Genomic DNA, 23,686 nt, shown 5'->3' on the forward strand with positions numbered 1-23,686 from the left:
AGTCAAGGTACGTCTCGATGATGGGCCTTATATGATGCTTGTGACAGGAAAACAAATGTCCGGCACCGAATTCCCGGAAAATCGCCCCCGAGCCGAAATGCCGGTGAAGAAAACACCTCCCCTTGCGGAACCAAGCCGGCATGGACGCGTTTGAATGACGGACAGGCGGGTGTTTTGGCCGCCGTAACGAAGGCTTGTGAGCGGCGGCAGTCTGTAACATGTCGCCATTCCCATCAACGATGTTCAGGAAGGACTTCACCTATGGCAAGCGTGCGTAGCAGCGTGAACGACAAGATCCAGCAATCCCTCGAAAACGGTGATGCGGCCGATGTGGCGGCACAACTCGCCCAGCTTCGCGAAGACCTGGCAAATCTTGCCAAGAGCGTGAAGGCGCTCGGCGTCGGCGCTTCGCACGAGCTGAAGGCGCAGGCCGCCCGGGTTGCCGACGATGCCCTCACCGCCTCTGGCGAAATGGCCGACAGCGTCCGCAATGAAATTTCCACGCTGAACGACAATCTGACCGATCACGTCCAGAAGAACCCGCTTCAATCCCTCGGCATTGCCGTCGGCGTCGGCTTCGTGCTCGCCCTTCTGACACGTCGATAAGGCAGCGCTCATGCTTGAGGCATTGCTGGTCTATCTGGGGGAGACCCAGCGCGAAGGGCGCGTCGTTACACGACGGCTGCGCGCGACCATAATCCTGTATGTTCTGACCGGGATATTCTTCCTGATCGCCTTCGTCGCCGCCGTGGTGGCGGGGTCGATCTATCTCGCCCGGCATGTGGGCGCCGGGCCTGCGGCGCTCGTCGTCGCCGGCACGGCATTCCTGCTCGGTGTCATCATGCTGGTGGCGCTGGCGATCGTCAAACGTCCGAGAGCCTATGCCGTAAGGCCCGCTGTCGCCCCTCTGACGGCGGCGCCGCTAGCTGCGGCGCCTCTGGCCCTGCAATCGCTGCTGACACTGGCGATCCAGGCCCGGCCTTATGCAACGCTCGCCGTGGCTGTCGCGGCCGGTTTCCTGGCCACAAGGGTCAATACGAAAAAGTCCAAGTAATTTCTTGGCGACACGACAAGGCGAACCGCGCGTCCAGACGATGGATGCGCGGTTTTTTTTGTGTTACCCGCGAAGGATAGACTGGTTGATGGCGTTACCCGCCACGCCGCCCTTATTTGAACAAAGTGACATACAGTCTCGGGCAGTCTCGGCGCGTCCGTAATTTTCTGAAAGGCAATTGATGAAGAAGAAAGTCCTTGTCGTCGGCGGTGCCGGCTATATCGGTTCGCACACCTGCCTTCTCCTGTCTGAGCGAGGATATGAACCTGTCGTTTTCGACAATCTGTCCAACGGGCATGAGGAATTCGTCCGCTGGGGGCCCTTCGAACAGGGTGATATTCGCGACCGGGCGCGGCTGGACGAGGTCTTCGCCAAGCACCGGCCGGAGGCCGTTCTCCATTTCGCCGCGCTGATCGAGGTCGGCGAATCGGTCAAGCAGCCCGTCGCTTTCTACGACAATAACGTCATCGGCTCGCTCAACCTGCTCTCCGCCGCCATCGATGCCGGCGTCACGGCCTTCGTTTTCTCGTCCACCTGCGCCACTTACGGATTGCCGGAACAGGTGCCGATCGACGAAACGCACCGGCAGGCGCCGATCAACCCCTATGGCCGCACCAAATGGGTGGTGGAACAGGCGCTGAAGGACTACAGCACCTATAAGGGGCTGCGCTCGGTGATGCTGCGCTACTTCAATGCCGCCGGCGCGGATTTCGAAGGCCGCATCGGCGAATGGCACAAGCCGGAAACCCACGCGATCCCGCTCGCCATCGAGGCCGCACTCGGCCGGCGTCAGGGCTTCAAGGTGTTCGGTACGGATTACGACACGCGCGACGGCACCTGCGTGCGTGACTATATCCACATTCTCGATCTCGCCGATGCGCATGTGCGGGCCGTGGATTATCTGCTGGCCGGCGGGGAAACCGTCGAACTCAACCTCGGCACCGGCACCGGCACCACGGTGAAGGAACTGCTGGCGGCGATTTCGGACGTTTCCGGCCGCCCCTTCCCGGTCGAATATACCGGGCGGCGCGACGGCGATTCCACGACGCTCGTCGCCAATAACGACAAGGCGAAGGAGGTTCTCGGCTGGGAACCGCGTTATTCCCTGTCGGACATAATCAAATCCGCCTGGGCGTGGCATTCCTCCCGCAATGCCGGGGATTGAACAGCCGGCGAACAAACATAAAAAGACACCGGCCTGTTGGCCGGTGCCTCTCGCGGGACAGCTGATTGAAGCCTGTCCCGCTCCTGCCTCCCAGGTATGGGAATTAGGGCTTGGTGGCTGATGTCGTCGTGCTGTCGGGAGCCGCCGGCGTTGCCGCATTCTTTTCGCTGGCCTTCTGCTCCAGCGTCTTGAATTCGGGGGCGGCCTTCAGCGTTTCCGCCGTTTCCGTCGTCGTCAGGCGGATGGTGCCGTCCTGCGCGTTGCGCGTCATCGTTACCTTGTCCATCGGAACGGCAACGTCCTTTGCACCGATACCCAGGAAGCCACCGACGCCGATCACGGCCGCAACCAGACCACCATCTTCTTCCATGATCAGGTTGGTGACGTTACCGATGCTTTCATCGGCTGCGGTATAGACCGCCTTGCCGATATAGTCGTTGGCGCTGACCTGCGTTTCGCCCTGTTCGGTCAGATAGGCGCCACCCGTCGTTGTGGCCGCGCTGTCATTGGTCGCAGTAGTTGCAGGCGTCATCGGGGTGGCAGGCGGGGTTGCCGGCTCCGTCTGCGCACTCGGATTTGCCGGCGCAGGCTGGGTGGTGCCCTGAGCGATGGCCAGCGGCGCGAAAGCCGTCGTGCCCATCAGGGCGGCGGTGACGAGGATTGTAAGTTTCTTTGCCATTTCGTACCTACCTTTCATCGTTCTCAACTGGCCGGCGGTGATGAATTTCATATCCGCTCCTCGGCCGGTTCGTCTGGCAAACGGGTTGGTCGTTGAAATAGTTCCGATTTTTTCAATCACGCCGTTTGCAATTGTCGCCTGCCGCAACAACCGAAGGTAAAAATCAGGCATTGCTAAAGGGGGACAGCGCGGTATTATCCGTGTCGTAACAATGCCATAACTGCCGGAGTTTTTTGTATGCCTCGACCCGGCAACAGACTGAAAGACATGATCTCGGCTTTGCGTCGGCGCAGCGCGAATTTTTTCCCGACCGCCTCCATCGGCACCTATCTGGTGGTGATGGCTACCGTCATTACCCTGCCGCTCATTCTTTTCGGCGGCTATCTGATGCTGCGTCTCGAGGCGGAAAAACGCGACGACCTGCAGCGGGAAACCATCGAGGATGTGCGGGTGGTCTCCCGCAACATCGACCGCCGCCTGCAGGAAATCGCCACCTCGCTCAATCTCCTGTCGCAATTTCCGGAACTCGAGAGCGGCAACCTCGCCGCGTTTCAGGGACGTGTCGCCGACAGTCTGAAGCGGGAGGGCCTCTACGCCATTCTCGCCACCAAGGATGGCCAGCAGCGTCTCAACACCCGCGTGCCCTATGGCCAGCCGCTCGGCAAGGTGCCGACGGAAGCCAATCTGGTCAGGGCGATCGACTCCCGCCGCATCACCGTCTCCGACATGTTTTTCGGCTCGACCAGCAAGGAATGGGTGTTCAACGTCACCATGCCGCTCGGCCCGGACCTCGACCCCGCCGGAGACGCCCTGATCCTGACGCAGAATACCAGCGATTTGAGCCGGCTCATCCCCACGGAAAACCTGCCGCGCAACTGGGCGGTCGCCATCATTGACGGCACCAACCGCGTTGTCGCCTCAAGCGCGCCCGATGAGGCGGAAGTGGGCAAGCCGTTTGTCACTCCCGATATCCTTTCGGAAATGCAGGCCTTCAGCGGCAATTTTTTTGACGGCAAGGGTAATCTCTACGCCTACGCTCAATTGCCGGGCTGGCAATGGAAAACGGTGATGTGGGGGCCGCTCGCCGCGAGCCAGGCGGCGCTGATCGACACCTGGCGGCAGATGATGATCGGCAGTCTGATGCTGGTGCTGATTGCCATTGGCGGCGCCTATCTGGTCGGCCGGCAATTGCGCAGTTCCATTCGTGACCTGACTTTGATGGCCGAGCGCATCGGCGAAGGCGAGATCGTCGCACCCGTCGATACCAAGATAAAGGAGGCGAACCAGGTCGCCATAGCGCTCTCCAACGCATCCTTCGACAGAAGCCAGTCGGAAGAGCGGCTGCAATTGCTACTGCACGAGCTGGTTCACCGTTCCAAGAACATTCTGACGCTGGTTCAGGCGATGATACGGCAATTGGGGCGCGAAAATAAAAGCATTCCGGAATTTCAAAAGGAGGTCGATCACCGCCTGCGCGGCCTTGGAATGTCGATCCGGGCTCTGGCGGAAGTTCAATGGCAGGGTCTGCCGATCCGCAAGCTGATCGAGACCCACCTCGATGTTTTCGGCACCGTGGCGCAGCGCATCGTGCTGGTCGGGGATGATTTCATGCTTTCCCCGGAAGCGGCGCAGAATTTCGGTCTGGTGATCCATGAGCTGACGACGAATTCCATTAAATATGGCTCGTTGTCGGTTCCATCGGGAAAAATCACCGTGCGCTGGCAGTCACTTGAAAAAGACGGGCGACAGATGATCCATCTTGTCTGGACCGAAACGGGCGGACCGCCGGCCAGAGAGCCGAGCCGCAAGGGCTTCGGCACCACCGTCATCAAAAGGCACGCGGAAGGCGCCTTCGGCGGACAGGTGCTGACAGAATATCGCGAATCCGGTTTCGAGTGGTCGCTGGAAGCGCCGATGCGTTATTTCACGCCCAAACGATCGGATCAGACAGGCACGCATTGAGGCCGAGACTTGCGGACCGAACCCGCCGTGCAGGCGCAAAAACGACCGGTATTTTGCTCAACGTCAAAAAAATGCATTTTTCGGGAACCGAATCCCGTCAGGTGTGTTTTTACTGCAGGCCAAGCAATTCCCCCGTCCCCGCCTGAAGCTTGGCTGAAAATAAACAGGTTTCGCCCCTGAAAACCTGTCATAAAAATAGCACGGCTCTTTCATGAGCCGTGCTTTTTGTTTTTGTCGACACGAAATGAAAGTGGACCCGGTGCTGCGGATTATATCGGGATTTCAGGTATCCGCGCCGTTGCCGGAAGGGAATTTCAGCCGGTAGACGATCCGCTCCGGCGTCAACACATATTCAGCGCTTCCCCCCAAGGCGGACGGAACCACCTTTTCCAGCACCACGCTGCCGAAGCTGCCGCGCCGGGCCTCCGCCGGCTCTTTCGACGGCATCATCGGCTCATTCCATTCAACGATATAAAAATCACCCTCCTGGCGACATTGCAGGGATATGGGCGGGTGATAGGCAAGATTGCCACTGTGGCTGACGGTGTTGACAACCAGCTCATGGAAGGCGAGCCCGATATAAAGCGCGCCATTCGGATTGAGCAGCAGGTTTTCGCCTTCCATATGGATGAGGTTCGGATATTCCGGCACATAAAGATCGAATTGCTGGCGCAGCAGTTCGAATATCCGCGCGCCCCGCCAGTCCGAATCCGTGATGAGATCCTGGCTTTGGGCAAGGGCATGCAGCCGGCCGCGGAACTTGCGCAGAAAATCATCCTTGGTCAGGCTGAAACGGGCCGTCTGGCCCGCAAGGCTCTGGATGATCGCCAAGAGGTTTTTGGAACGGTGGCTGACCTCGCGCAGTAGCGAGCGCAGGAGCTGCTCGCGCCGCCTTTCCGCCGTCACTTCGCGAATGGTGGTTTTCATCACCATCTGATTCGACTGGTTGAAGGTGGAATGAACCTGAAACTGGAAAACCCGATCATTGCCGGCATTGACTTCCAGCATGCCGCGGCTACCCGCAGCGTTCATGTCCTTCTTGAGGTCTGCAAGCCGGGCGGAGAGATCGTTGCCGAACAGATTTTCATCGGTCGGCCGGGAATCGGCCGGAAGTTTCCAGACATCCGGCAGATTGGCCACGAATATATAGTCGCGGTTCCAGTCCTGCAGCATGACTGTCTCGCCCGAATCGAGCAAGGCAAGGACAAGCGAATCGTGAAGTTCGCTTTCGTCCCTCTCCGCGTTATGCCATGCCAGCCGATGCAAATTCATCTCCTTGCAGAAAGCCGCGGGAAAGCCCCACGACCGTAACCGCCAACGCCCGGGTACCACACTGGTTCCCGGTCATTCCACGGTTTCGGCAAAATTCACGCCGCGACGCGTGAGCTTTCGTTGAAAAACAGGGCCTGGCTGATAAGCGCTTTCACCATGTCCGGATTGAACGGCTTCGTCACGAGGAAGGTCGGCTCCGGTCGCTCGCCTGTCAAAAGACGCTCGGGGAAGGCCGTGATAAAGATCACCGGGAGGGTGGTCATCTGCAGGATATCCTTCATCGCATCGAGACCGGAGCTGCCATCGGCGAGCTGGATATCGGCCAGGATCATCTTCGGCTGGGTGCGATGGAAGAGATCGAGCGCCTCCGTATGCGTGCGGGCGATGCCCGTGACACGGTGACCGAGATCGGTGACCATCTGTTCGATATCCATGGCGATCAGAGGTTCGTCCTCGATGATCATGATATCGGTCGCCACCTGCCGGGCGATTTCAGACGCCGCCTCGTCGATCAGCTTGCCGACCTGATCCTCGGAGACTTTCAGAACTTCTGCGGTTTCCGAAGGCGTGAATTCTTCGACCGTAGTGAGCAGGAAAGCCTGACGGGCCAGCGCCGGCACGGCGGAGAGGTTGGCCGAGGCGCGTTTTTCCCATCCGGACAGGTTTTCATCGGTCTTAATATTGATCGTGACGGAACTAAAGATCGATACGAACAATTGATAAAGCGAAACGCGATCGCTGCTTGTCTGTGGAAAGATGCTGATATCGGCGATCAGAGCTTCGAGTGTTGCCGCAACATAGGCATCGCCCGTCGATTGTGAGCCGCAAACGGCACGCGCGAACCTGCGCAGATATGGCAGGTGCGGTGCGATGCGTGTAGAAACTGACATGGAATTCTCCCCTTTCATGCGGTCTGCAACGCAAACCCACGATAGCAACGTGCGCATTGCAAAAAAAGTTCCGAAAAGTCGGAACTATTTTTTTCACCGCGCATTCTTTGCCACGACGAAAAAGGAATACCGGACGTTATGAGCATATTTCAATCGGACCAAGATCAGCCGGACAATTCGGCCGCCCCCCAGGTTCCGCACTCCGGGCGGGCGGTGATTTCCCGTAAGCTCAGGGAGCTTTACGATGCCGTTCAGGATGAAGGCATCCCTGACAAATTCCTCGATCTTCTCGAAAAACTCGATGAAGCCGAAAGCAAAGCCAAAATAAAGGCTTCGGAGGAATGATGGCGAAAGAGCCGGAGCAGACAGAATACAATTTCAAGCGGGAAATGCTGGCGGCGCTGCCGAATCTGCGCGCGTTTGCGATTTCACTCATCCGTTCGAGGGACCGTGCAGACGACCTCGTGCAGGACACGATCATGAAGGCCTGGGCGAAACAGGACAGCTTTCAGCCCGGCACCAATATGCGGGCATGGCTGGTGACGATCCTGCGCAACGAGTTCTACAGCCAGATTCGCAAATCCGGCCGCGAAGTGCAGGATACGGACGGGGTTTACACCTCGCGTCTTTCGGTGCCGCCGGAACAGCACGGTTCGGTGGATCTTCAGGATTTCCGCGCAGCGCTCGCAAAACTGCCGGACGACCAGCGTGAGGCGATCCTGCTGATCGGGGCTTCGGGTTTTGCTTACGAGGAAGCCGCCGAAATCTGCGGTTGCCCCGTAGGTACGATCAAGAGCCGCGTCAGCCGCGCAAGGCTGCGTCTGCAGGAATTGCTCGGCATCGAAAATGAAAACGAATTCGGTCCCGACGCGCAGATGAGCGCGGTGACCGCCGCTGCCACGGCGCGCTGAGAAAACGGAACTCGGACAGTAAGAAACGGGCAGGCTCGCGTCTGCCCGTTTTTCCATATCCGCTTTTTAGATACCGGTTTCCTTCACCGACTGCATGACCACGAAGGTCGAGGTGTTGGCGACGGACGGCAGGCTCGAGATTTTTTCCCCGAGCACCCTTCGGTATTTGCGGATGTCGCTGGTGCGCACCTTCAGGAGGTAATCAAAGGCGCCGGCGATCATGTGGCACTCCTCCACCTCCTTGATCTTGCGCACCGCCGTGTTGAATTCCTCCAGCGCCTTTTCCCGCGTATCGGAAAGCTTGACTTCGGCGAAGGCGATATGGTCGACGCCGAGCTTTTGCGGGTTGAGCACGGCGCGGAAGCCAAGAATATAGCCCTCATCCACCAGCCGCTTCAGCCGCGTCTGGCAGGGCGTCTTGGAAAGGCCGACCGTTTTTGAGAGTTGCAATACGGACATGCGCCCGTCTTCGCTGAGCGCCTCGAGGATCTTGAGATCGAAGTGGTCCAGATCGTCTGCTTTATGACTATTTGCCATGTGATTTAACGCCATATCTCAAAAATAAAAGTTCATATTGCCTGTTTTATCCTGAAAATAGGGCCATAGCAATTTCTGCGGTGATGATATTGTCTGTGCCAGGATGAGAAGCGGCGGGCGGAGGACACGCGGCCGCCGAAGGTCTGTCTTCAACAGCGTTTTCAGGATTTTCAGAATGGCCGATGGTGCAAGCAACGCCGGTGTAGTGGCGAACGGTATTTTCCAGAATTTTGCGCCGCAGGTGCGCGAACAGAGCCTGCTGCGCAAGGCGATCACCGCCGCCTATCGCCGCCCGGAGGAAGAATGCCTGGCGCCGCTCATTGAGGCGGCAACGGTGACGGCGGAAGAGGCGAAAGCCATTCGCGCCACGGCACGCAGGCTGATCGAGGCGCTGCGCGCCAAGACCAAGGGCACCGGCGTTGAAGGGCTGGTGCAGGAATATTCGCTCTCCAGCCATGAGGGCGTGGCGTTGATGTGCCTTGCCGAAGCGCTGCTGCGCATTCCCGACACCGCCACCCGGGATGCGCTGATCCGCGACAAGATCGCGCGCGGTGACTGGAAGTCCCACATCGGCGGCGGGCGCTCGCTGTTCGTTAATGCCGCTACGTGGGGCCTCGTCATCACCGGCAAGCTGACCTCGACGGTCAATGACAGCGGCCTTTCGGCGGCGCTGACCAAGCTGATCGCTCGCGCCGGCGAACCCGTCATCCGCCGCGGCGTTGATATGGCCATGCGCATGATGGGCGAGCAATTCGTCACCGGCGAGACCATCGGCGAAGCGATCAAACGCTCCAAGCCGCTTGAGGAGCAGGGCTTCCAATATTCCTACGACATGCTGGGCGAAGCCGCGACGACCGCCAAGGATGCGGAGCGTTATTACAAGGATTATGAAAACGCCATCCATGCCATCGGCAAGGCGTCTGCCGGCCGCGGCATCTATGGCGGGCCGGGCATTTCCATCAAGCTTTCGGCGCTGCATCCGCGTTACGCCCGTGCTCAGGCCGAGCGGGTGATGGCGGAGCTTCTGCCGCGCGTCAAATCGCTGATGCTGCTCAGCAAAAAATACGATATCGGCCTCAATATCGATGCGGAAGAAGCCGACCGGCTGGAACTGTCGCTCGATCTTCTCGAAGAACTGGCGCTGGACAAGGACCTTGCCGGCTGGAACGGCCTCGGTTTCGTGGTGCAGGCCTATGGCCGCCGCTGCCCCTTCGTTCTCGATTACATCATCGATCTCGCCCGCCGTTCGGGACGCCGCATCATGGTGCGTCTCGTCAAGGGCGCCTATTGGGATGCGGAAATCAAACGCGCGCAGGTGGAGGGGCTGGAAGACTTCCCGGTCTTCACCCGCAAGGTGCACACGGATGTCTCCTACATCGCCTGCGCCCGCAAGCTGCTCGACGCGCGCGATCTGGTCTTCCCGCAATTTGCGACCCACAATGCGCAGTCAATGGCGACCATCTATCACCTCGCCGGCCCCGATTTCAAACTCGGCGACTATGAATTCCAGTGCCTGCACGGCATGGGCGAACCACTTTACAGCGAGGTCGTCGGCAAAAAGAAGCTTGACCGGCCCTGCCGTTTTTACGCCCCGGTCGGCACCCACGAAACGCTGCTCGCCTATCTCGTCCGCCGCTTGCTGGAAAACGGTGCGAATTCCTCCTTCGTCAACCGTATTGCCGATCCGGCCGTGCCGGTCGATTCCCTGCTGGAAGACCCGGTCGCGGTGGTCAAGGCCTATGCCGTTCCCGGCGCACGCCACGATCGCATCGCTGCACCCGCAGGTCTCTTCGGCCCAGAGCGGAAAAATTCCGCCGGCCTCGACCTTTCCAGTGAAACCACGCTCTCCGCCCTCGACAAGACCCTGAAGGCAGGCGCCGCAACGGAATGGAAGGCTGCCGCGCCACAGGCGGGCGGCCAGACACGCCCGGTCCTCAACCCCGGCGACCACAGCGATATCGTCGGTCATGTGACCGAGCCGACGCAGGCCGATGTCGAAGCGGCCATGCAGCGGGCGGCGGCTTCAAGCTGGCCCTCCACTCCGGTGGAAGACCGCGCCGCCTGCCTGGAACGTGCGGCTGACGCCATGCAGGCCGAAATGCCTGCGCTGCTCGGGCTCATCATGCGCGAGGCGGGAAAATCCATGCCCAACGCCATTGCCGAAGTGCGCGAGGCCATCGACTTCCTGCGTTATTACGCGGCGGAAGCCCGCAGGAATTTCAAGGCCGGCGAAACGCCGCTCGGTCCGGTCGTCTGCATCAGTCCCTGGAACTTCCCGTTTGCCATCTTCATTGGGCAGGTGACGGCAGCACTGGTTGCCGGCAACCCGGTTCTGGCAAAGCCGGCCGAAGAGACCCCGCTGATCGCCGCACAGGGCGTGCGCCTGCTGCATGAGGCGGGCGTTCCGCAAGACGCCGTGCAGCTTCTGCCGGGCGATGGCAAGACGGGTGCGGCGCTGGTCGGCTCGTCACTGACAGCGGGCGTGATGTTCACCGGCTCGACGGAGGTAGCGCGGCTCATTCAGGGCCAGCTTGCCGGCCGGGTTCTGGCCAATGGCCAGCCGGTGCCGCTGATTGCCGAAACCGGCGGCCAGAACGCCATGATCGTCGATTCCTCGGCGCTCGCCGAGCAGGTCGTCGCCGATGTCATCGCATCCGCCTTCGACAGTGCCGGGCAGCGCTGCTCGGCACTGCGCATCCTTTGCCTGCAGGAAGACGTGGCAGACCGCACGCTGACCATGCTGAAAGGCGCGCTGCATGAATTGCGCATCGGCCGCACGGATCGACTTTCGGTCGATGTCGGCCCGGTCATCACCGCCGAGGCCAAAGGCATCATCGAAAAGCACATCGACGGCATGCGGTCGCTCGGCCACCGGATCGAACAGATCGCGCTTACCGGGGAGACCGGCAAGGGCACATTCGTGCCGCCGACCATCATCGAGATGAAATCGCTCGCCGATCTGAAGCGCGAGGTCTTCGGGCCGGTGCTGCACGTCATCCGCTTCAAGCGCGATAATCTCGACCGGCTGATCGACGAGATCAACGCCACCGGCTACGGCCTGACCTTCGGACTGCATACGCGTCTCGACGATACGATCCAGCATGTCCTCTCCCGCGTTGCGGCCGGCAATCTTTATGTGAACCGCAACATCATCGGCGCGGTGGTCGGTGTGCAGCCCTTTGGCGGGCGTGGCCTTTCCGGCACCGGCCCCAAGGCCGGCGGCCCGCTTTATCTCGGCCGCATGACCGAGAAAGCGCCGAAGATCGACCGCATCGCCAGCCAGCAGGATCAGGCCGCGGTCGATCTCGCCCGCTGGCTGGATGAAAATGGTCAGACCGTCGCGGCCGAAGCCGCACGGCAGGCGGCAGCACTTTCCGGCCTCGGCTTCGAGACCGAGCTGGCCGGGCCGGTCGGCGAGCGCAATGTCTATGCGCTGCATCCGCGCGGCAAGGTCCTGCTGGTGCCGGCGACCGAACAGGGGCTTTACCGCCAGCTTGCGGCCGCACTCTCCACCGGAAACTCGGTTGTCATCGACAATGCTTCAGGGCTGGAAAAGGCAATCTACGGCCTGCCGGCAACCGTCACCTCGCGTATCGTCTGGGCCGATGACTGGGAAAAATCAGCGCCCTTCGCCGGCGCGCTGGTCGAGGGCGACCCGGAGCGCGTGATTGCGATCAACAGGAAGATCGCCGCCCTGCCCGGCCCGCTGGTTCTCGTTCAGGCCGCCACGACGGACGCGCTTTCCGGCGAAAGCCAGCCCTATACTCTGGACTGGCTGGTGGAAGAGGTTTCCGTTAGCGTCAACACCACGGCCGCCGGCGGCAATGCCAGCCTGATGAGCATTGGCTAAAAAATGGTCCCGGCAGGGTCTCGGCCCTGCCGCACCACCTATTGTCCGGTAATCTCGCCACGGCCGAAGAGCTGGTTCAGAACCTGTTCTTCCAGCCTTGCGAATTCCGGCGTGCCATGGCGGCGCGGGCGCGGCAGCTTCACATCGAGATCAAGCGCGATGCGCCCCTCATCGATGACGACGATGCGATCCGCAAGCGCCACGGCTTCCGAGACATCATGGGTGACAAGCACGGCGGTGAATTTCTGCTTGCGCCAGATACGCTCCAGCAGAAGCTGCATTTCGATGCGGGTGAGCGCATCGAGCGCGCCGAGCGGCTCGTCCAGTGCCAGAATCTGCGGATGGGCGACAAGGGCGCGGGCCAGCGCCACACGCTGCTTCTGGCCGCCGGAGAGCACATAGGGCCACTCACCCGCCCGGTCCTTGAGACCGACCTCATCGAGAATGCCGAGTGCCTGCTCCCTTGCAGCTTCGCCCTTGGCTATGCCGGTGAGGCCGACGGAGACATTATTCGCGATCCGCTCCCACGGCAGAAGGCGCGGCTCCTGAAACATCATGCGTGTACGGTCCGAAGGGTCTTTCGAGACTGTTCCGGTCGTCGGCGTATCAAGGCCCGCCAGAATGCGCAAAAGCGTGCTCTTGCCGCAGCCGCTCTTGCCGATGACGGCCAGAAACTCGCCTTCCCGCACATCGAGATCGATGCCGCGCAGGACCGGCTTGTCGCCGAAGCTCTTCGTGACGTTGCGGAAGCTGAAGGCGACCTTGCCTTCAGCCGGTTTGGCACGGTGTTCGATCTTCGCCTCCGTTCCGGACGGAAGAGATGGGGGAGCATCCGGGCGTCTCAGCGTCGTCACATTACCGGTCGACATGGGTTACCTCAGACTTTCTTGAAGGCTGGATGCCATTGCAGGAAGATGCTTTCGAGGAAGCGGGCGAAACTGTCGGCGAGCTTGCCGAGAAGCGCATAGATGAGGATCGACAGCACAACGACATCGATCAGCAGGAATTCGCGCGCCTGCATGGCCATATAGCCGAGGCCGGAAGACGAGGAGATGGTTTCTGCCACGATCAAGGTCAGCCACATGATGCCGAGCGCATAACGCAGGCCGGTGAAGATGGCCGGCAGTGCGCCGGGCAGGATCACCCGCCGAAACAGCGTGAAGGGCGACATGCCGTAGGTGCGGCCCATCTCGACCAGTTGCGGATCGACCCCCTGAATGCCGAGCAGCGTATTGATGTAGATCGGGAAGAAGACCCCGAGCGCGACGAGAAAGAGCTTCGCTTCCTCGTCTATGCCGAACCACAGGATGACGAGCGGAATGAGCGCCAGATGTGGGATATTGCGGATCATCTGCAGTGTCGTATCGGTGAAACTGCGGGAAAATCTCGACAGGCCATTGGCGAGCCCGAAGATGAAACCGATGGAGCCGCCAATGGCGAAGCCGGCCAGTGCGCGGGCGGAACTGACACCGATATTGGCGACAAGCTCACCTGAGAGCAGAAGCCGCCAGAAGGCTTCCGCGACAGCGGAGGGGGCCGGCAGCACATTGGCGGAAATCAGGCCGACACGCGCCGCCACCTCCCAGCCAGCAAGAATGAGGGCGGGAAGCAGCCAGCCGGTGGCGCCACCTATCTCGATACGCTTTCGAGTGCTCATGGCATCCCCTCCGGTCCGGCTCAGTTGGTCGCGCCCGACCAGACGGCATCCTTGATGCTGATCTGTTTCGGGATGAGGCCAAGGCGATAAAAGCGGTCGGCGGTTTCCTGCTGGCTGGCGACGATCTTGTCGTCGATCTTTACGATGCCGAATTCCGAGCGGTTGGCGGCGAGCGTCTGCGCCTCCAGCGGAACGCCCGTCACCTCATGCAGCGCTGCGGCCACCTTGTCGCGGTTGGCGGCAGACCATTTTGCCGCCTCGCCAAGCGCGTCGATGGTGGTGTTGATGGTATCGGCATGGGATTTGGCATAGTCGCGATTGGCGAGGAAATAGGTGCTGACATCCAGAACGTCGCTGGTGCGGGCAAGGGTCACCGGCTTGTAGCGGGTTTCGGCAATCGCGTAGAACGGATCCCAGACGGCCCAGGCATCGATCTTGTCGCTGGCGAAAGCGGCCGCGGCATCGGCCGGGCTAAGATAGGTCACCTCGATATCGCTGAATTTCAGGCCGTTTTTCTCCAGCGCCGCGACCAGTAAATTATGGGCACTGGTGCCCTTGCCGACACCGACCTTCTTTCCCTTGAGATCGGCAACCGACTTGATACCGCTTTCAGGCTTGGCAAAGATCGCCTCGCCCTTGCCGTTCGAAGGAAGCGCCGCGACATAAACAATGGCCGAACCCGCCGCCTGTCCGAAAATCGGCGGTGCGTCGCCCGTCCAGCCGACATTGATGGAACCGACATTCAGAGCCTCCACCAGCGGCGGGCCCGCCGTGAACTCCACCCAGGATACCTTCACACCCTTGGCCTCGAGCGCCTTTTCGATGACGCCCTGCTGCCTTGCGATAACAGGCAGGCCGGTTTTCTGATAACCGATCTTCAGCTCTTCCGCAGCCTGCGCGGCGAAGGCCAGCGTTGAAAAGGCGGCGGCGGCGATAAGACCGGCGGAAAGGGCGCGTCGGGTCATGGCTGGCATTTCATCTCCTATCACCAGCCCCACTGGCCGGTCTGCGATATGGAGCAATGCTAGGGTTTTCAATAAAAACGATAGAGAGACAATAATTCAATATGACTGATATCGCGGGAATAAAATTCCGCTACCGTAAGGCTTTTCCGCAAATATTGGCAGCGGCTTATTTTTGGCCCCAAATGAAAACGCCGGCGCACAAGGCGCCGGCATATGCATCAATCATCGTGTGATTGGCCTATTCGATATCGAAGGAAACGCCCTGCGCCAACGGCAGCGACTTGGAATAGTTGATGGTGTTGGTCGCCCGGCGCATATAGGCCTTCCAGGAATCCGAACCGGATTCACGGCCACCACCGGTTTCCTTTTCACCGCCGAAGGCGCCACCGATTTCAGCACCGGATGTGCCGATATTGACGTTGGCGATGCCGCAATCCGAGCCTTCCGACGACAGGAAACGCTCCGATTCCTGCATGTCGCGGGTAAAGATCGACGAGGAAAGACCGGCAGCAACGGCGTTATGGGCGTCGATCGCCTGATCGAGATCGCTGTATTTCATGACATAGAGGATCGGCGCGAAGGTCTCTTCCAGAACGGGGCCAACCTGCTTCGGCATTTCGACCAGTGCCGGCTTCACGTAATAGGCGTCTGCCGCGCCGGTATCCACGCGGCCGCCGCCATTCACCACGCCACCGGCCGCCTTGGCAGCCTCGAGCGCCTTTTGCATGCCGTCAAAGGCCGCCTTGTCGACCAGCGGGCCGACGAGTGCGGAGCTTTCCAGCGGATTGCCGACGGAGACGGAGGCATAAGCCTTCTTCAGGCGCGGCACGAGTTCGTCATAAACGCTGTCATGCACGAAAAGGCGGCGAAGCGTGGTGCAGCGCTGGCCGGCGGTACCCATGGCACCGAAGGCGATGGCGCGCAGCGCCATGTCGAGATCGGCAGACGGGCAGACGATGCCGGCATTGTTGCCGCCGAGTTCCAGAATGGCGCGGGCAAAACGCTTGGCCAGACGCGGGCCGACATCACGGCCCATGCGGGTGGAACCGGTGGCGGAGACGAGCGGCACCTTGGCATTGTCCACCATGGCTTCACCCACGGCGCGGTCACCGATCAGCAGTTGCGACAGACCTTCCGGCGCATCGCCAAAGCGGGCGACGGCGCGCTCGAAGATGCCCTGCACGGCAAGGGCCGTCAGCGGGGTCTTCTCCGAAGGCTTCCAGACCACCGAATTACCGCAGACGAGGGCAAGTGCGGCATTCCACGACCAGACGGCAACGGGGAAATTGAAGGCCGAGATGACGCCGACGACGCCAAGCGGATGCCAGGTTTCCATCATGCGGTGGCCGGGGCGTTCGGTGGCGATGGTGAGACCGTAAAGCTGGCGGGAAAGACCGACGGCGAAATCGCAGATATCGATCATCTCCTGCACTTCACCGAGACCTTCGGACGGGATCTTGCCCGCTTCCAGCGAAACGAGACGGCCGAGATCGGTCTTGAAGGCGCGCAGTTCTTCGCCGAGCAGGCGGATCAACTCGCCACGGCGGGGCGCCGGCACATTACGCCAGACCTTGAAGGCCGCGTCAGCCTTGTCGACCACGGCCGCGACACCGTCGACCGAAACGGTCTTGAGGCTCGCGATCTGCTCACCCGTGACAGGGCTGAAGGACGCCATGTCGCCGCCGGTATAAAGATCGCGGGCAACACCCATCCTGTCGAGCAGAGCCGCGGCTTCCTGTTTCACGTCAAGCTTCGTCATCGCATCCATGTCCATCGTCCTTTTGGTTGAAAGGGAGGAAAGGCCGTGTGGATACGGCGCTTTCAACTCCCGTCACTCTATCTTTCCCCGAATTTTTCATTCGTTATCTGAAACTGGGCCCGACAAGGCCGGAAAACACCGTTCCATTCTTTCCCGTAATCATATATGGCCATAACGACCCTTTTCCAATGAGGAAAGCGGGTAAGTTGATGCGAGAATGGAATGGATCCGCGCAGAAGACTGGTCCCCGATATCGTCACCCTGCAGGCGTTCGAATGCGCGGCACGGCATGGCAATTTTACGCGCGCGGCCGAAGAACTCAACCTCACGCAGAGCGCGGTGAGCCGGCAGATCGGCGAGCTGGAGGCGCAGACCGGAATGCAGCTGTTCGAGCGCATCCGCCGGCGGGTCGTGCTTTCGGAAGCCGGGCGCAAGTTCCTGCCCGATGTGCGGCGCCTGTTGCAGCAATCCGAACAGCTGATGGTGCGTGCGGTTTCTGCCGGAACATCGCATGCATCCCTTTCCGTCGCGACACTGCCGACATTCGGAAGCCGCTGGCTGATGCCGCGCCTGCACCGCTTCATCGATGCCAACCCTGATATGACGATCACGATCGGCTCGCGTTCGCATCCCTTCGATTTTGATGAGGAAGGTTTCGATCTCGCCATTCATTATGGCCAGCCAATCTGGGCACACGGCACCTGCACGTTCTTATGCAACGAGGTGATCGTGCCGGTTGCCAGCCCCGCCCTTATCCGCCGCGCCGGCGTGAACCAGGCGCAGGATCTGGCCGGACAACCGTTGCTGCACGTCACGACGCGGCCGAAACTCTGGACGGAATGGTTGGAAATGAACGGGGTGACGGCAGACAATGCCTATCAGGGCAGCCGTTTCGACCAGTTTTCGATGATCATCGAAGCCGCCGCGAGCGGCATCGGTTTTGCTCTTCTGCCGAGATATCTAATCGAGGCGGAACTCTCATCCGGCCGCCTCGAAATTGTCTTCGACATCCCCCTGCAAACCGACAAGAGCTATTATGTCGCCCTGCCGGAAGGACGTCAGGACAACGCGCTTGCGCGCGCCTTTCAGGCCTGGCTGCTCGATCAGGTCGGCAAGCCGGTCTAGGCCGTCACTGGCTCAGTTCGCAGAGCGGAAGGAGACGTCATCCAGACCCGGAAGGTCGGGACCAACGGGTACGATCCGGGTCGGATTGAGCGCCTTTATCGAATAATAACCGCGTTTGATGTGATCGATATTGACCGTATCGCGCACGCCGGGAACATTCAGCACCCGCATCATATAGGCCTGCAGCGCGGGATAATCGGCGATGCGGCGGAGATTGCATTTGAACAGGCCATAATAGGCTGCATCGAAACGCACCAGCGTTACGAAAAGCCGGACATCCGTTTCGGTCAGACGATCGCCGAACAGGAAAGGCCCGCCGGTCGCCAGCCGCGTCTCAAGCTCATCGAGCGTCGCGAAGACCTCGGCGAAAGCTTCCTCATAGGCTCCTTGAGTGGTGGCAAAACCGGTTCTGTAGACGCCGTTATTGAGACGGGGATAGATGTGATCGTTGAGCGCGTCGATCTCGACTCGCAACTCCTCGGGATAAAGGTCAATCGCGTTATCGGCGAGAGCGCCGAAACCGGAATTCAGCATGCGCAGAATATCGGCGGATTCGTTATTAACGATGGTTTTTGTCTTTCTGTCCCACAGAACCGGCACGGTGGCGCGGCCGGTATAATACGGATCGGCGCTGGTATAGGCCTCATGCATATAGGTAAAGCCATTCAGCCCGTCGCGATCCGCTCCCGGATAGTCGCCGAATTTCCAGCCCTCGTCGGAAAGCGCCGGCTCTACCACGGAAACGGAAATCACGTCTTCAAGCTTCTTCAGCTTCCGGCCGATCAGCGTGCGCGATGCCCAGGGGCAGATCAGCGCGACATAGAGATGATAGCGGCCGGCCTCGGCCGCAAAACCGCCCTCACCCGTCGGCCCTGCCGAACCGTCAGGCGTCACCCAGTTGCGGAAGCCGGAGGTCTGGCGAACGAAGCCGCCCTTCTTGTCGGTCGCCTGCACCGGATGCCATTCGGCGGTCCATTTTCCATCAACGAGCATTGTGCTCTCCGTTCATCTGTCGATGAACGCCTTATGAGCCGGTTGACCGGCGGCCGACAAGCCGCGCTTCGGTTGACGCACTGTTTCCGATCGGCGGATGCATTCAAAGGCGATTGCGGAAAAACGGGTTCCAGCGCACGGTGCCGAGCCTGACTTTTTCGCGGATCATCGTCAGAAGTCCCGAAGCGGCGATGACGGCGAGACCCAGCACCGCGATGGCATCGGGATATTCGTGAAAGAAGGTCATGCCGATCGCCACCGCCCAGAGGATCTGAGAATAATGCGAGGGCGCGATCTGGCTTGCGGGCGCGATGCGGGTTGCGACCAGAAGAGTGATCTGTCCCGTCGCCGTGCAGAGGCCTATGAAGGCGAAGGCGAGAAGCTGGTGCAGGTTGGGCATGACGAAATCGGGAATGGAAGCGATGCCGTTGAAAGTCAGGCCATAAATCAGCAGCACACCCATGATGGAGGTGCGCTTTTCCTTGCCCGCAAGCGAGCGCAAAAGCACGATGGTCATGGCCGCCAGGAAGGCTACGCCGATGGCGGCGATATGCCCGAGTTCCAGTGTCTTGAAGCCCGGCCGCACGACAAGGATGACGCCGACGATACCGGCCAGAACCGCCGCCCAGCGCCATGGGCCGATACTCTCCTTCAGGACCACGGCGGACAGAACTGTTACGAAAAGCGGCGACAGGAAGATCAGCGCATAGGCTTCCGCCAGCGGAATGGTGGTGAAGGCATAGATGCCGAAAATACCGGCGAAGAGACCGGAAATGGCGCGCCCATGCACCGCAAAGGGCCGGCTCATGCGCCAAAATTCGCGCCACCTTTCCTCGCGCGGTTTGCTGAAGAAGATGAAGATGCCGGAGAAAAGAATGCTGAAAAAGCCGATCTCGAAAACGCTGATCTGTGACCCAAGCGATTTGATCGTGGCATCGCCCATGGAAAAGGTCGCATAAGCGAACAGACCGAGCAGAAAACCCTTTTGCATTTGACTTCCCCGAACATCGACCGCAATGCAAAGCATCCCCCGGCCGCGTGACGCGACCCGAGCACCCATTAAAAGGGCAGTCAGTCTGGCAGATTTGATCCTCACCCCTATGGCTAGACCCGGCTACCTATGAGTGCAAGCCGCAAAAACGGCAAAATTGCCCGATTGGACGCCGCCGGTGCAAATGGCCGCAAGGTGCGGCAAATTTGTCCCGCCATGGCCATCACATCACCGTCATGGAAAGAGGTTAGCCGGTGTTGATCGTGGCGCTTGGCGACGGGCATGAAGGCGGCTAAATATATCATGCGATTTTTCACCCGCCGATTTCCCCGGCCGGTGCTGCCGCGTTAACATGGCCTCGCTAACCGAAAGGAAAAAGAATGCGGATTGTGATGATCGGTTCGGGTTATGTCGGCCTTGTGTCCGGCGCGTGTTTTGCGGATTTCGGCCATGACGTGGTTTGCGTCGACAAGATGCCGGAGAAGATCGAGGCTTTGAAAAGTGGCCATATTCCGATCTTCGAGCCGGGGCTGGAAACCATCGTTGCCAACAATGCCAAGGCCGGCCGGCTGAGCTTCACGACAGATCTTTCCGCAGCTGTCGCCAATGCCGATGTCGTCTTCATCGCGGTCGGCACGCCCTCGCGACGCGGCGATGGCCATGCCGATCTCGGTTATGTCTATGCGGCGGCGAAAGAGATCGCCCATGCGCTCGATGGCTTCACGGTCATCGTCACCAAATCCACCGTTCCCGTCGGCACCGGCGACGAGGTGGAACGCATCATCCGCGAGGAAAACCCCTCGGCCGATTTCGCTGTCGTCTCCAATCCGGAGTTCCTGCGCGAAGGGGCCGCCATCGAGGATTTCAAGCGGCCGGACCGCATCGTCGTCGGCCTTTCGGATGAGCGCGCCCGCCCCGTGATGACGGAGGTTTACCGCCCGCTTTACCTCAACCAGTCGCCGCTGCTCTTCACTACGAGGCGTGCTTCAGAACTGATCAAATATGCCGCCAATGCCTTTCTGGCGATGAAGATCACCTTCATCAACGAGATGGCCGACCTCTGCGAGAAGGTCGGCGCCAATGTGCAGGACGTGTCGCGCGGCATTGGACTCGATGGCCGTATCGGCTCGAAATTCCTGCATGCCGGCCCTGGTTATGGCGGCTCCTGTTTCCCGAAGGACACGCTGGCGCTTGCCAAGACCGCGCAGGATTATGATGCGCCGGTGCGGCTGATCGAGACCACAATCGCCATAAACGACAACCGCAAGCGCGCCATGGGTCGCAAGGTCATCAACGCCGTGGGTGGCGATGTGCGCGGCAAGAAGATCGCCGTGCTTGGCCTCACCTTCAAGCCAAACACCGACGACATGCGCGACAGCCCGGCCATCGCCATCATCCAGACCCTGCAGGACGGCGGTGCGAAAGTGGTCGGTTACGATCCGGAAGGCATGGCGAATGCCCGCCATCTGATGGAAGACATCGACTATGCTTCGGGCCCCTACGAGGCAGCGGAAGGCGCCGACGCCGTCGTGATCGTGACGGAATGGAACCAGTTCCGCGCGCTCGACCTGCCGCGCCTGAAGGCGATCATGAAACATCCGGTTCTGGTGGACCTGCGTAATATCTATCGCACGGATGAAGTCGCCGCACATGGCTTCATCTATGCCGCGGTCGGTCGCCCGCACGAAGGCAGCACCGGTAACGGCGCTTAGGGGTTTCGCTTCGCAATTTCATCAAGAGGTTTTCTGCGCTTCGGTTAAACCGCAAACGCACCAACGGATTCGGGATATAATCATGCGTTATCTGGTTACCGGCACAGCAGGCTTCATCGGCTTTTACGTTGCGAAGCGGCTGCTGGATGCCGGCCATTTCGTGACCGGTTTTGACGGCATGACGAAATATTACGATGTCAGCCTCAAGGAAAAACGCCACGCCATTCTTTCCCGCTCCAACGGCTTCCGGGCCGAAATCGGCATGCTGGAAGATACGGATGCGCTGAAGCGGGCCGCTGAGGCCGCCGAACCTGAGATCATCATCCACCTCGCCGCACAGGCGGGCGTTCGTTACAGCCTTGAAAATCCGCGCGCCTATATCGATTCCAATCTCATCGGCTCGTTCAACATGCTGGAGCTTGCCAGAAGCCTTGATGTCAAGCACCTGATGCTGGCCTCGACCTCCTCCATCTACGGCGCCAATGAAAAAATTCCCTTCGCGGAGAGCGACAAGGCCGACGAGCCGATGACGCTCTACGCCGCCACCAAAAAGTCGATGGAGTTGATGGCGCACAGCTATGCCCATCTGCACAAGCTGCCCACCACCGCCTTTCGCTTCTTCACGGTCTACGGCCCATGGGGGCGGCCGGATATGGCACCGATCAAATTCGTCGACGCCGTCTCCAACGGCCGGCCGATCGATATTTACGGGCAAGGCAATATGAGCCGCGATTTCACCTATATCGACGACCTCGTGGAAGGCATCGTCCGGCTGAGCCAGATCATCCCTTCGGAGGAAAACCGCGTCACGCAGGAAGGCGTCACCGACACGCTTTCACGCCACGCGCCCTTCCGTGTCGTCAATATCGGTGGCGGCCAGCCGGTGGAACTGATGCATTTCGTCGAGACGGTCGAAAAGGCGGTCGGGAAACCCGCGATCCGCAACATGCTGCCGATGCAGCAGGGCGATGTTCCCCGCACCTTCGCCTCGCCCGATCTTCTGAAAGCCCTGACCGGCTACGTGCCGCAAACCCCGGTCGAGGAGGGCATCAAGGCCCTCGTCGCCTGGTATCGCGAAATGCACCCGGCCGAGTTACGGGAATAACCTCACAACGTCGCCAGCAGGCGGTTGGAGATGGTGCCGCCGGAAGCGCTCTGCATGGCGATCTTGGTTTCCACGGCCTCGATGATCGTGTCGCTGAAATCCATTTCGGTGAGATCGCGGATATTGGAAAGACCGCCCGGCGAAAACACGTTCACTTCCAGTATCTTGTCGCCGACAATATCGAGCCCGACGAGGAACATGCCGTCCTCCACCAGCTTTGGCCGCACCATTTCGGCAAGCGCCACGATTTCATCGGTCACCGTCACCGCCTCCGCCGTGCCATGGGCATGGATATTGGAGCGCAGATCGCCCTTGGCCGGCACGCGGCGAAGGGCGGCGTATTTGCCATCCCGCATCAGCGGCCGGCCATTCATCATGAAGAAGCGGATATCGCCATCCTTGGCGGCCGGCAGATAGGCCTGCGCGATCAGATAGCCCTCCAGGCTCACCGCCTCGAAAATCTGGTTGAGATTGGTCTCCTTGCTGGAGCCGATCTTGAAGACGTTCTTGCCGCCGGAGCCCTGCAACGGCTTGACGATGACGCCCTTGGGATGTGCATCGGCAAAGGCGCGGATTTCCTCGACATTGCGCGAAATGATCGTGGTTGGGCGGACGATTTCGGGAAAGCTCTGGAAATAGAGCTTGTTCTGCGCCAGCGCCAGACCTTCCGGATCGTTCAGCACCACGACACCGCGCTGTTCGGCGAGCCGGCCAAACAGGATGCCGGCATGCACCGCCCATGGCCGCGTCGTCTGGTCGAGCGAGGGGTCGTTGCGCAGCATCAACGCATCTATTTCCTCGACATCCATGGTGCGTCGCTCCAGCGCCTTGTCCTGAAGTGCGGCGTGGAAACCTTCCGATTTCTTGTATTTCGTCTTCGGCAGCACGGTGGCATGGATTGTCAGGCTGTCATCCGAGCGCAAGGTGAAATCGCCTGGCGTCAGATAGACCACCTCATGGCCGCGATTGAGCGCGGCCATGGCCAGCAGGCCGGTGGCGTAGTTCGGTCCCTCGGTTTCGATGGAATTGACGAAAAATGCGATACGCATGAAGCCCCTC

The 23,686-nt window shown here is 60.2% G+C and carries 21 protein-coding genes; 10 read left to right on the top strand and 11 right to left on the bottom strand.

The window, feature by feature from the left end:
• The first annotated feature begins 261 nt into the window (after positions 1-261).
• The 3 genes from ACIQUH_RS25295 (at position 262) to galE (ending at position 2,219) form a co-directional block, all read left to right on the top strand.
• Positions 262-606: a YqjD family protein gene (locus ACIQUH_RS25295; RefSeq protein ID WP_400820360.1), complete on the top strand. Its 345-nt coding sequence runs from the start codon at positions 262-264 to the stop codon at positions 604-606.
• A 10-nt stretch (positions 607-616) separates the two neighbouring features.
• Positions 617-1,054: a hypothetical protein gene (locus ACIQUH_RS25300; protein WP_400820362.1), complete on the top strand. Its 438-nt coding sequence runs from the start codon at positions 617-619 to the stop codon at positions 1,052-1,054.
• Positions 1,055-1,235: 181 nt separating this feature from the next.
• The gene (gene galE / locus ACIQUH_RS25305; protein WP_035239308.1) at positions 1,236-2,219 is read left to right on the top strand and encodes a UDP-glucose 4-epimerase GalE; all 984 of its coding nucleotides are present in this window, start codon (positions 1,236-1,238) and stop codon (positions 2,217-2,219) included.
• 103 nt (positions 2,220-2,322) lie between these two features.
• Here the strand turns inward: galE and ACIQUH_RS25310 are convergent, their stop codons facing one another.
• Positions 2,323-2,898 (bottom strand): PRC-barrel domain-containing protein, encoded by a 576-nt coding sequence (locus ACIQUH_RS25310; RefSeq protein WP_400820448.1) that lies wholly within the window; start codon positions 2,896-2,898, stop codon positions 2,323-2,325.
• Between the two features lie 237 nt (positions 2,899-3,135).
• On the opposite strand from ACIQUH_RS25310, the gene ACIQUH_RS25315 reads away from it, so the two are divergent.
• Complete coding sequence (locus tag ACIQUH_RS25315) at positions 3,136-4,860, top strand: sensor histidine kinase (protein WP_400820364.1); 1,725 nt, start codon at positions 3,136-3,138, stop codon at positions 4,858-4,860.
• Positions 4,861-5,142: 282 nt separating this feature from the next.
• On the opposite strand, the gene ACIQUH_RS25320 is transcribed toward ACIQUH_RS25315, so the two are convergent.
• Both ACIQUH_RS25320 and ACIQUH_RS25325 read right to left on the bottom strand, forming a co-directional pair.
• Positions 5,143-6,132, bottom strand: a complete 990-nt coding sequence (locus ACIQUH_RS25320) for a sensor histidine kinase (RefSeq protein WP_400820366.1) — start codon at positions 6,130-6,132, stop codon at positions 5,143-5,145.
• A 95-nt stretch (positions 6,133-6,227) separates the two neighbouring features.
• The gene (locus ACIQUH_RS25325; protein ID WP_003522529.1) at positions 6,228-7,022 is read right to left on the bottom strand and encodes a response regulator; all 795 of its coding nucleotides are present in this window, start codon (positions 7,020-7,022) and stop codon (positions 6,228-6,230) included.
• A gap of 138 nt (positions 7,023-7,160) precedes the next feature.
• On the opposite strand from ACIQUH_RS25325, the gene ACIQUH_RS25330 reads away from it, so the two are divergent.
• On the top strand, positions 7,161-7,367 hold the full coding sequence (locus tag ACIQUH_RS25330) for a NepR family anti-sigma factor (protein ID WP_080820056.1): 207 nt from the start codon (positions 7,161-7,163) through the stop codon (positions 7,365-7,367).
• Positions 7,367-7,933 (top strand): RNA polymerase sigma factor, encoded by a 567-nt coding sequence (locus ACIQUH_RS25335; protein ID WP_080828265.1) that lies wholly within the window; start codon positions 7,367-7,369, stop codon positions 7,931-7,933. The genes ACIQUH_RS25330 and ACIQUH_RS25335 overlap by 1 nt, the downstream gene beginning before the upstream one ends.
• A gap of 66 nt (positions 7,934-7,999) precedes the next feature.
• Here the strand turns inward: ACIQUH_RS25335 and ACIQUH_RS25340 are convergent, their stop codons facing one another.
• Complete coding sequence (locus ACIQUH_RS25340; protein ID WP_400820370.1) at positions 8,000-8,470, bottom strand: Lrp/AsnC ligand binding domain-containing protein; 471 nt, start codon at positions 8,468-8,470, stop codon at positions 8,000-8,002.
• Positions 8,471-8,645: 175 nt separating this feature from the next.
• On the opposite strand from ACIQUH_RS25340, the gene putA reads away from it, so the two are divergent.
• Complete coding sequence (putA, locus tag ACIQUH_RS25345) at positions 8,646-12,320, top strand: trifunctional transcriptional regulator/proline dehydrogenase/L-glutamate gamma-semialdehyde dehydrogenase (RefSeq protein ID WP_400820372.1); 3,675 nt, start codon at positions 8,646-8,648, stop codon at positions 12,318-12,320.
• A gap of 38 nt (positions 12,321-12,358) precedes the next feature.
• On the opposite strand, the gene ACIQUH_RS25350 is transcribed toward putA, so the two are convergent.
• The 4 genes from ACIQUH_RS25350 to ACIQUH_RS25365 form a co-directional block, all read right to left on the bottom strand.
• Positions 12,359-13,189, bottom strand: a complete 831-nt coding sequence (locus ACIQUH_RS25350; RefSeq protein WP_400820374.1) for an ABC transporter ATP-binding protein — start codon at positions 13,187-13,189, stop codon at positions 12,359-12,361.
• An 8-nt stretch (positions 13,190-13,197) separates the two neighbouring features.
• On the bottom strand, positions 13,198-13,977 hold the full coding sequence (locus ACIQUH_RS25355; RefSeq protein WP_400820376.1) for an ABC transporter permease subunit: 780 nt from the start codon (positions 13,975-13,977) through the stop codon (positions 13,198-13,200).
• 20 nt (positions 13,978-13,997) lie between these two features.
• Positions 13,998-14,951, bottom strand: coding sequence for an aliphatic sulfonate ABC transporter substrate-binding protein (locus ACIQUH_RS25360; protein ID WP_400820378.1), 954 nt, complete (start codon positions 14,949-14,951; stop codon positions 13,998-14,000).
• 229 nt (positions 14,952-15,180) lie between these two features.
• A complete protein-coding gene (locus ACIQUH_RS25365) occupies positions 15,181-16,710 on the bottom strand; it encodes an aldehyde dehydrogenase family protein (RefSeq protein WP_400820381.1) in 1,530 nt (509 codons plus the stop codon).
• 213 nt (positions 16,711-16,923) lie between these two features.
• Here ACIQUH_RS25365 and ACIQUH_RS25370 point away from each other — a divergent pair, with 213 nt between their 5' ends.
• Complete coding sequence (locus ACIQUH_RS25370) at positions 16,924-17,826, top strand: LysR family transcriptional regulator (RefSeq protein WP_400820383.1); 903 nt, start codon at positions 16,924-16,926, stop codon at positions 17,824-17,826.
• A gap of 12 nt (positions 17,827-17,838) precedes the next feature.
• Here the strand turns inward: ACIQUH_RS25370 and ACIQUH_RS25375 are convergent, their stop codons facing one another.
• Entirely contained in the window at positions 17,839-18,819 is a 981-nt protein-coding gene (locus ACIQUH_RS25375) for a glutathione S-transferase family protein (protein ID WP_400820385.1), read from the bottom strand.
• Positions 18,820-18,922: 103 nt separating this feature from the next.
• Positions 18,923-19,810 carry a DMT family transporter gene (locus ACIQUH_RS25380; protein ID WP_400820387.1) on the bottom strand — a complete coding sequence of 296 codons (888 nt, stop codon included), beginning with the start codon at positions 19,808-19,810 and terminating at the stop codon, positions 18,923-18,925.
• Positions 19,811-20,190: 380 nt separating this feature from the next.
• Here ACIQUH_RS25380 and ACIQUH_RS25385 point away from each other — a divergent pair, with 380 nt between their 5' ends.
• Both ACIQUH_RS25385 and ACIQUH_RS25390 read left to right on the top strand, forming a co-directional pair.
• Positions 20,191-21,522, top strand: coding sequence for a UDP-glucose dehydrogenase family protein (locus ACIQUH_RS25385; RefSeq protein WP_400820388.1), 1,332 nt, complete (start codon positions 20,191-20,193; stop codon positions 21,520-21,522).
• Between the two features lie 82 nt (positions 21,523-21,604).
• Complete coding sequence (locus ACIQUH_RS25390) at positions 21,605-22,627, top strand: NAD-dependent epimerase (protein WP_400820389.1); 1,023 nt, start codon at positions 21,605-21,607, stop codon at positions 22,625-22,627.
• 2 nt (positions 22,628-22,629) lie between these two features.
• Here ACIQUH_RS25390 and ACIQUH_RS25395 read toward each other — a convergent pair whose 3' ends face one another.
• The gene (locus tag ACIQUH_RS25395; protein WP_400820391.1) at positions 22,630-23,676 is read right to left on the bottom strand and encodes a glutathione synthase; all 1,047 of its coding nucleotides are present in this window, start codon (positions 23,674-23,676) and stop codon (positions 22,630-22,632) included.
• Positions 23,677-23,686 lie beyond the last annotated feature (10 nt).

Origin of the sequence: Agrobacterium sp. NPDC090283 (assembly GCF_044769685.1) — a bacterium.
Taxonomy (GTDB): Bacteria; Pseudomonadota; Alphaproteobacteria; order Rhizobiales; family Rhizobiaceae; genus Agrobacterium.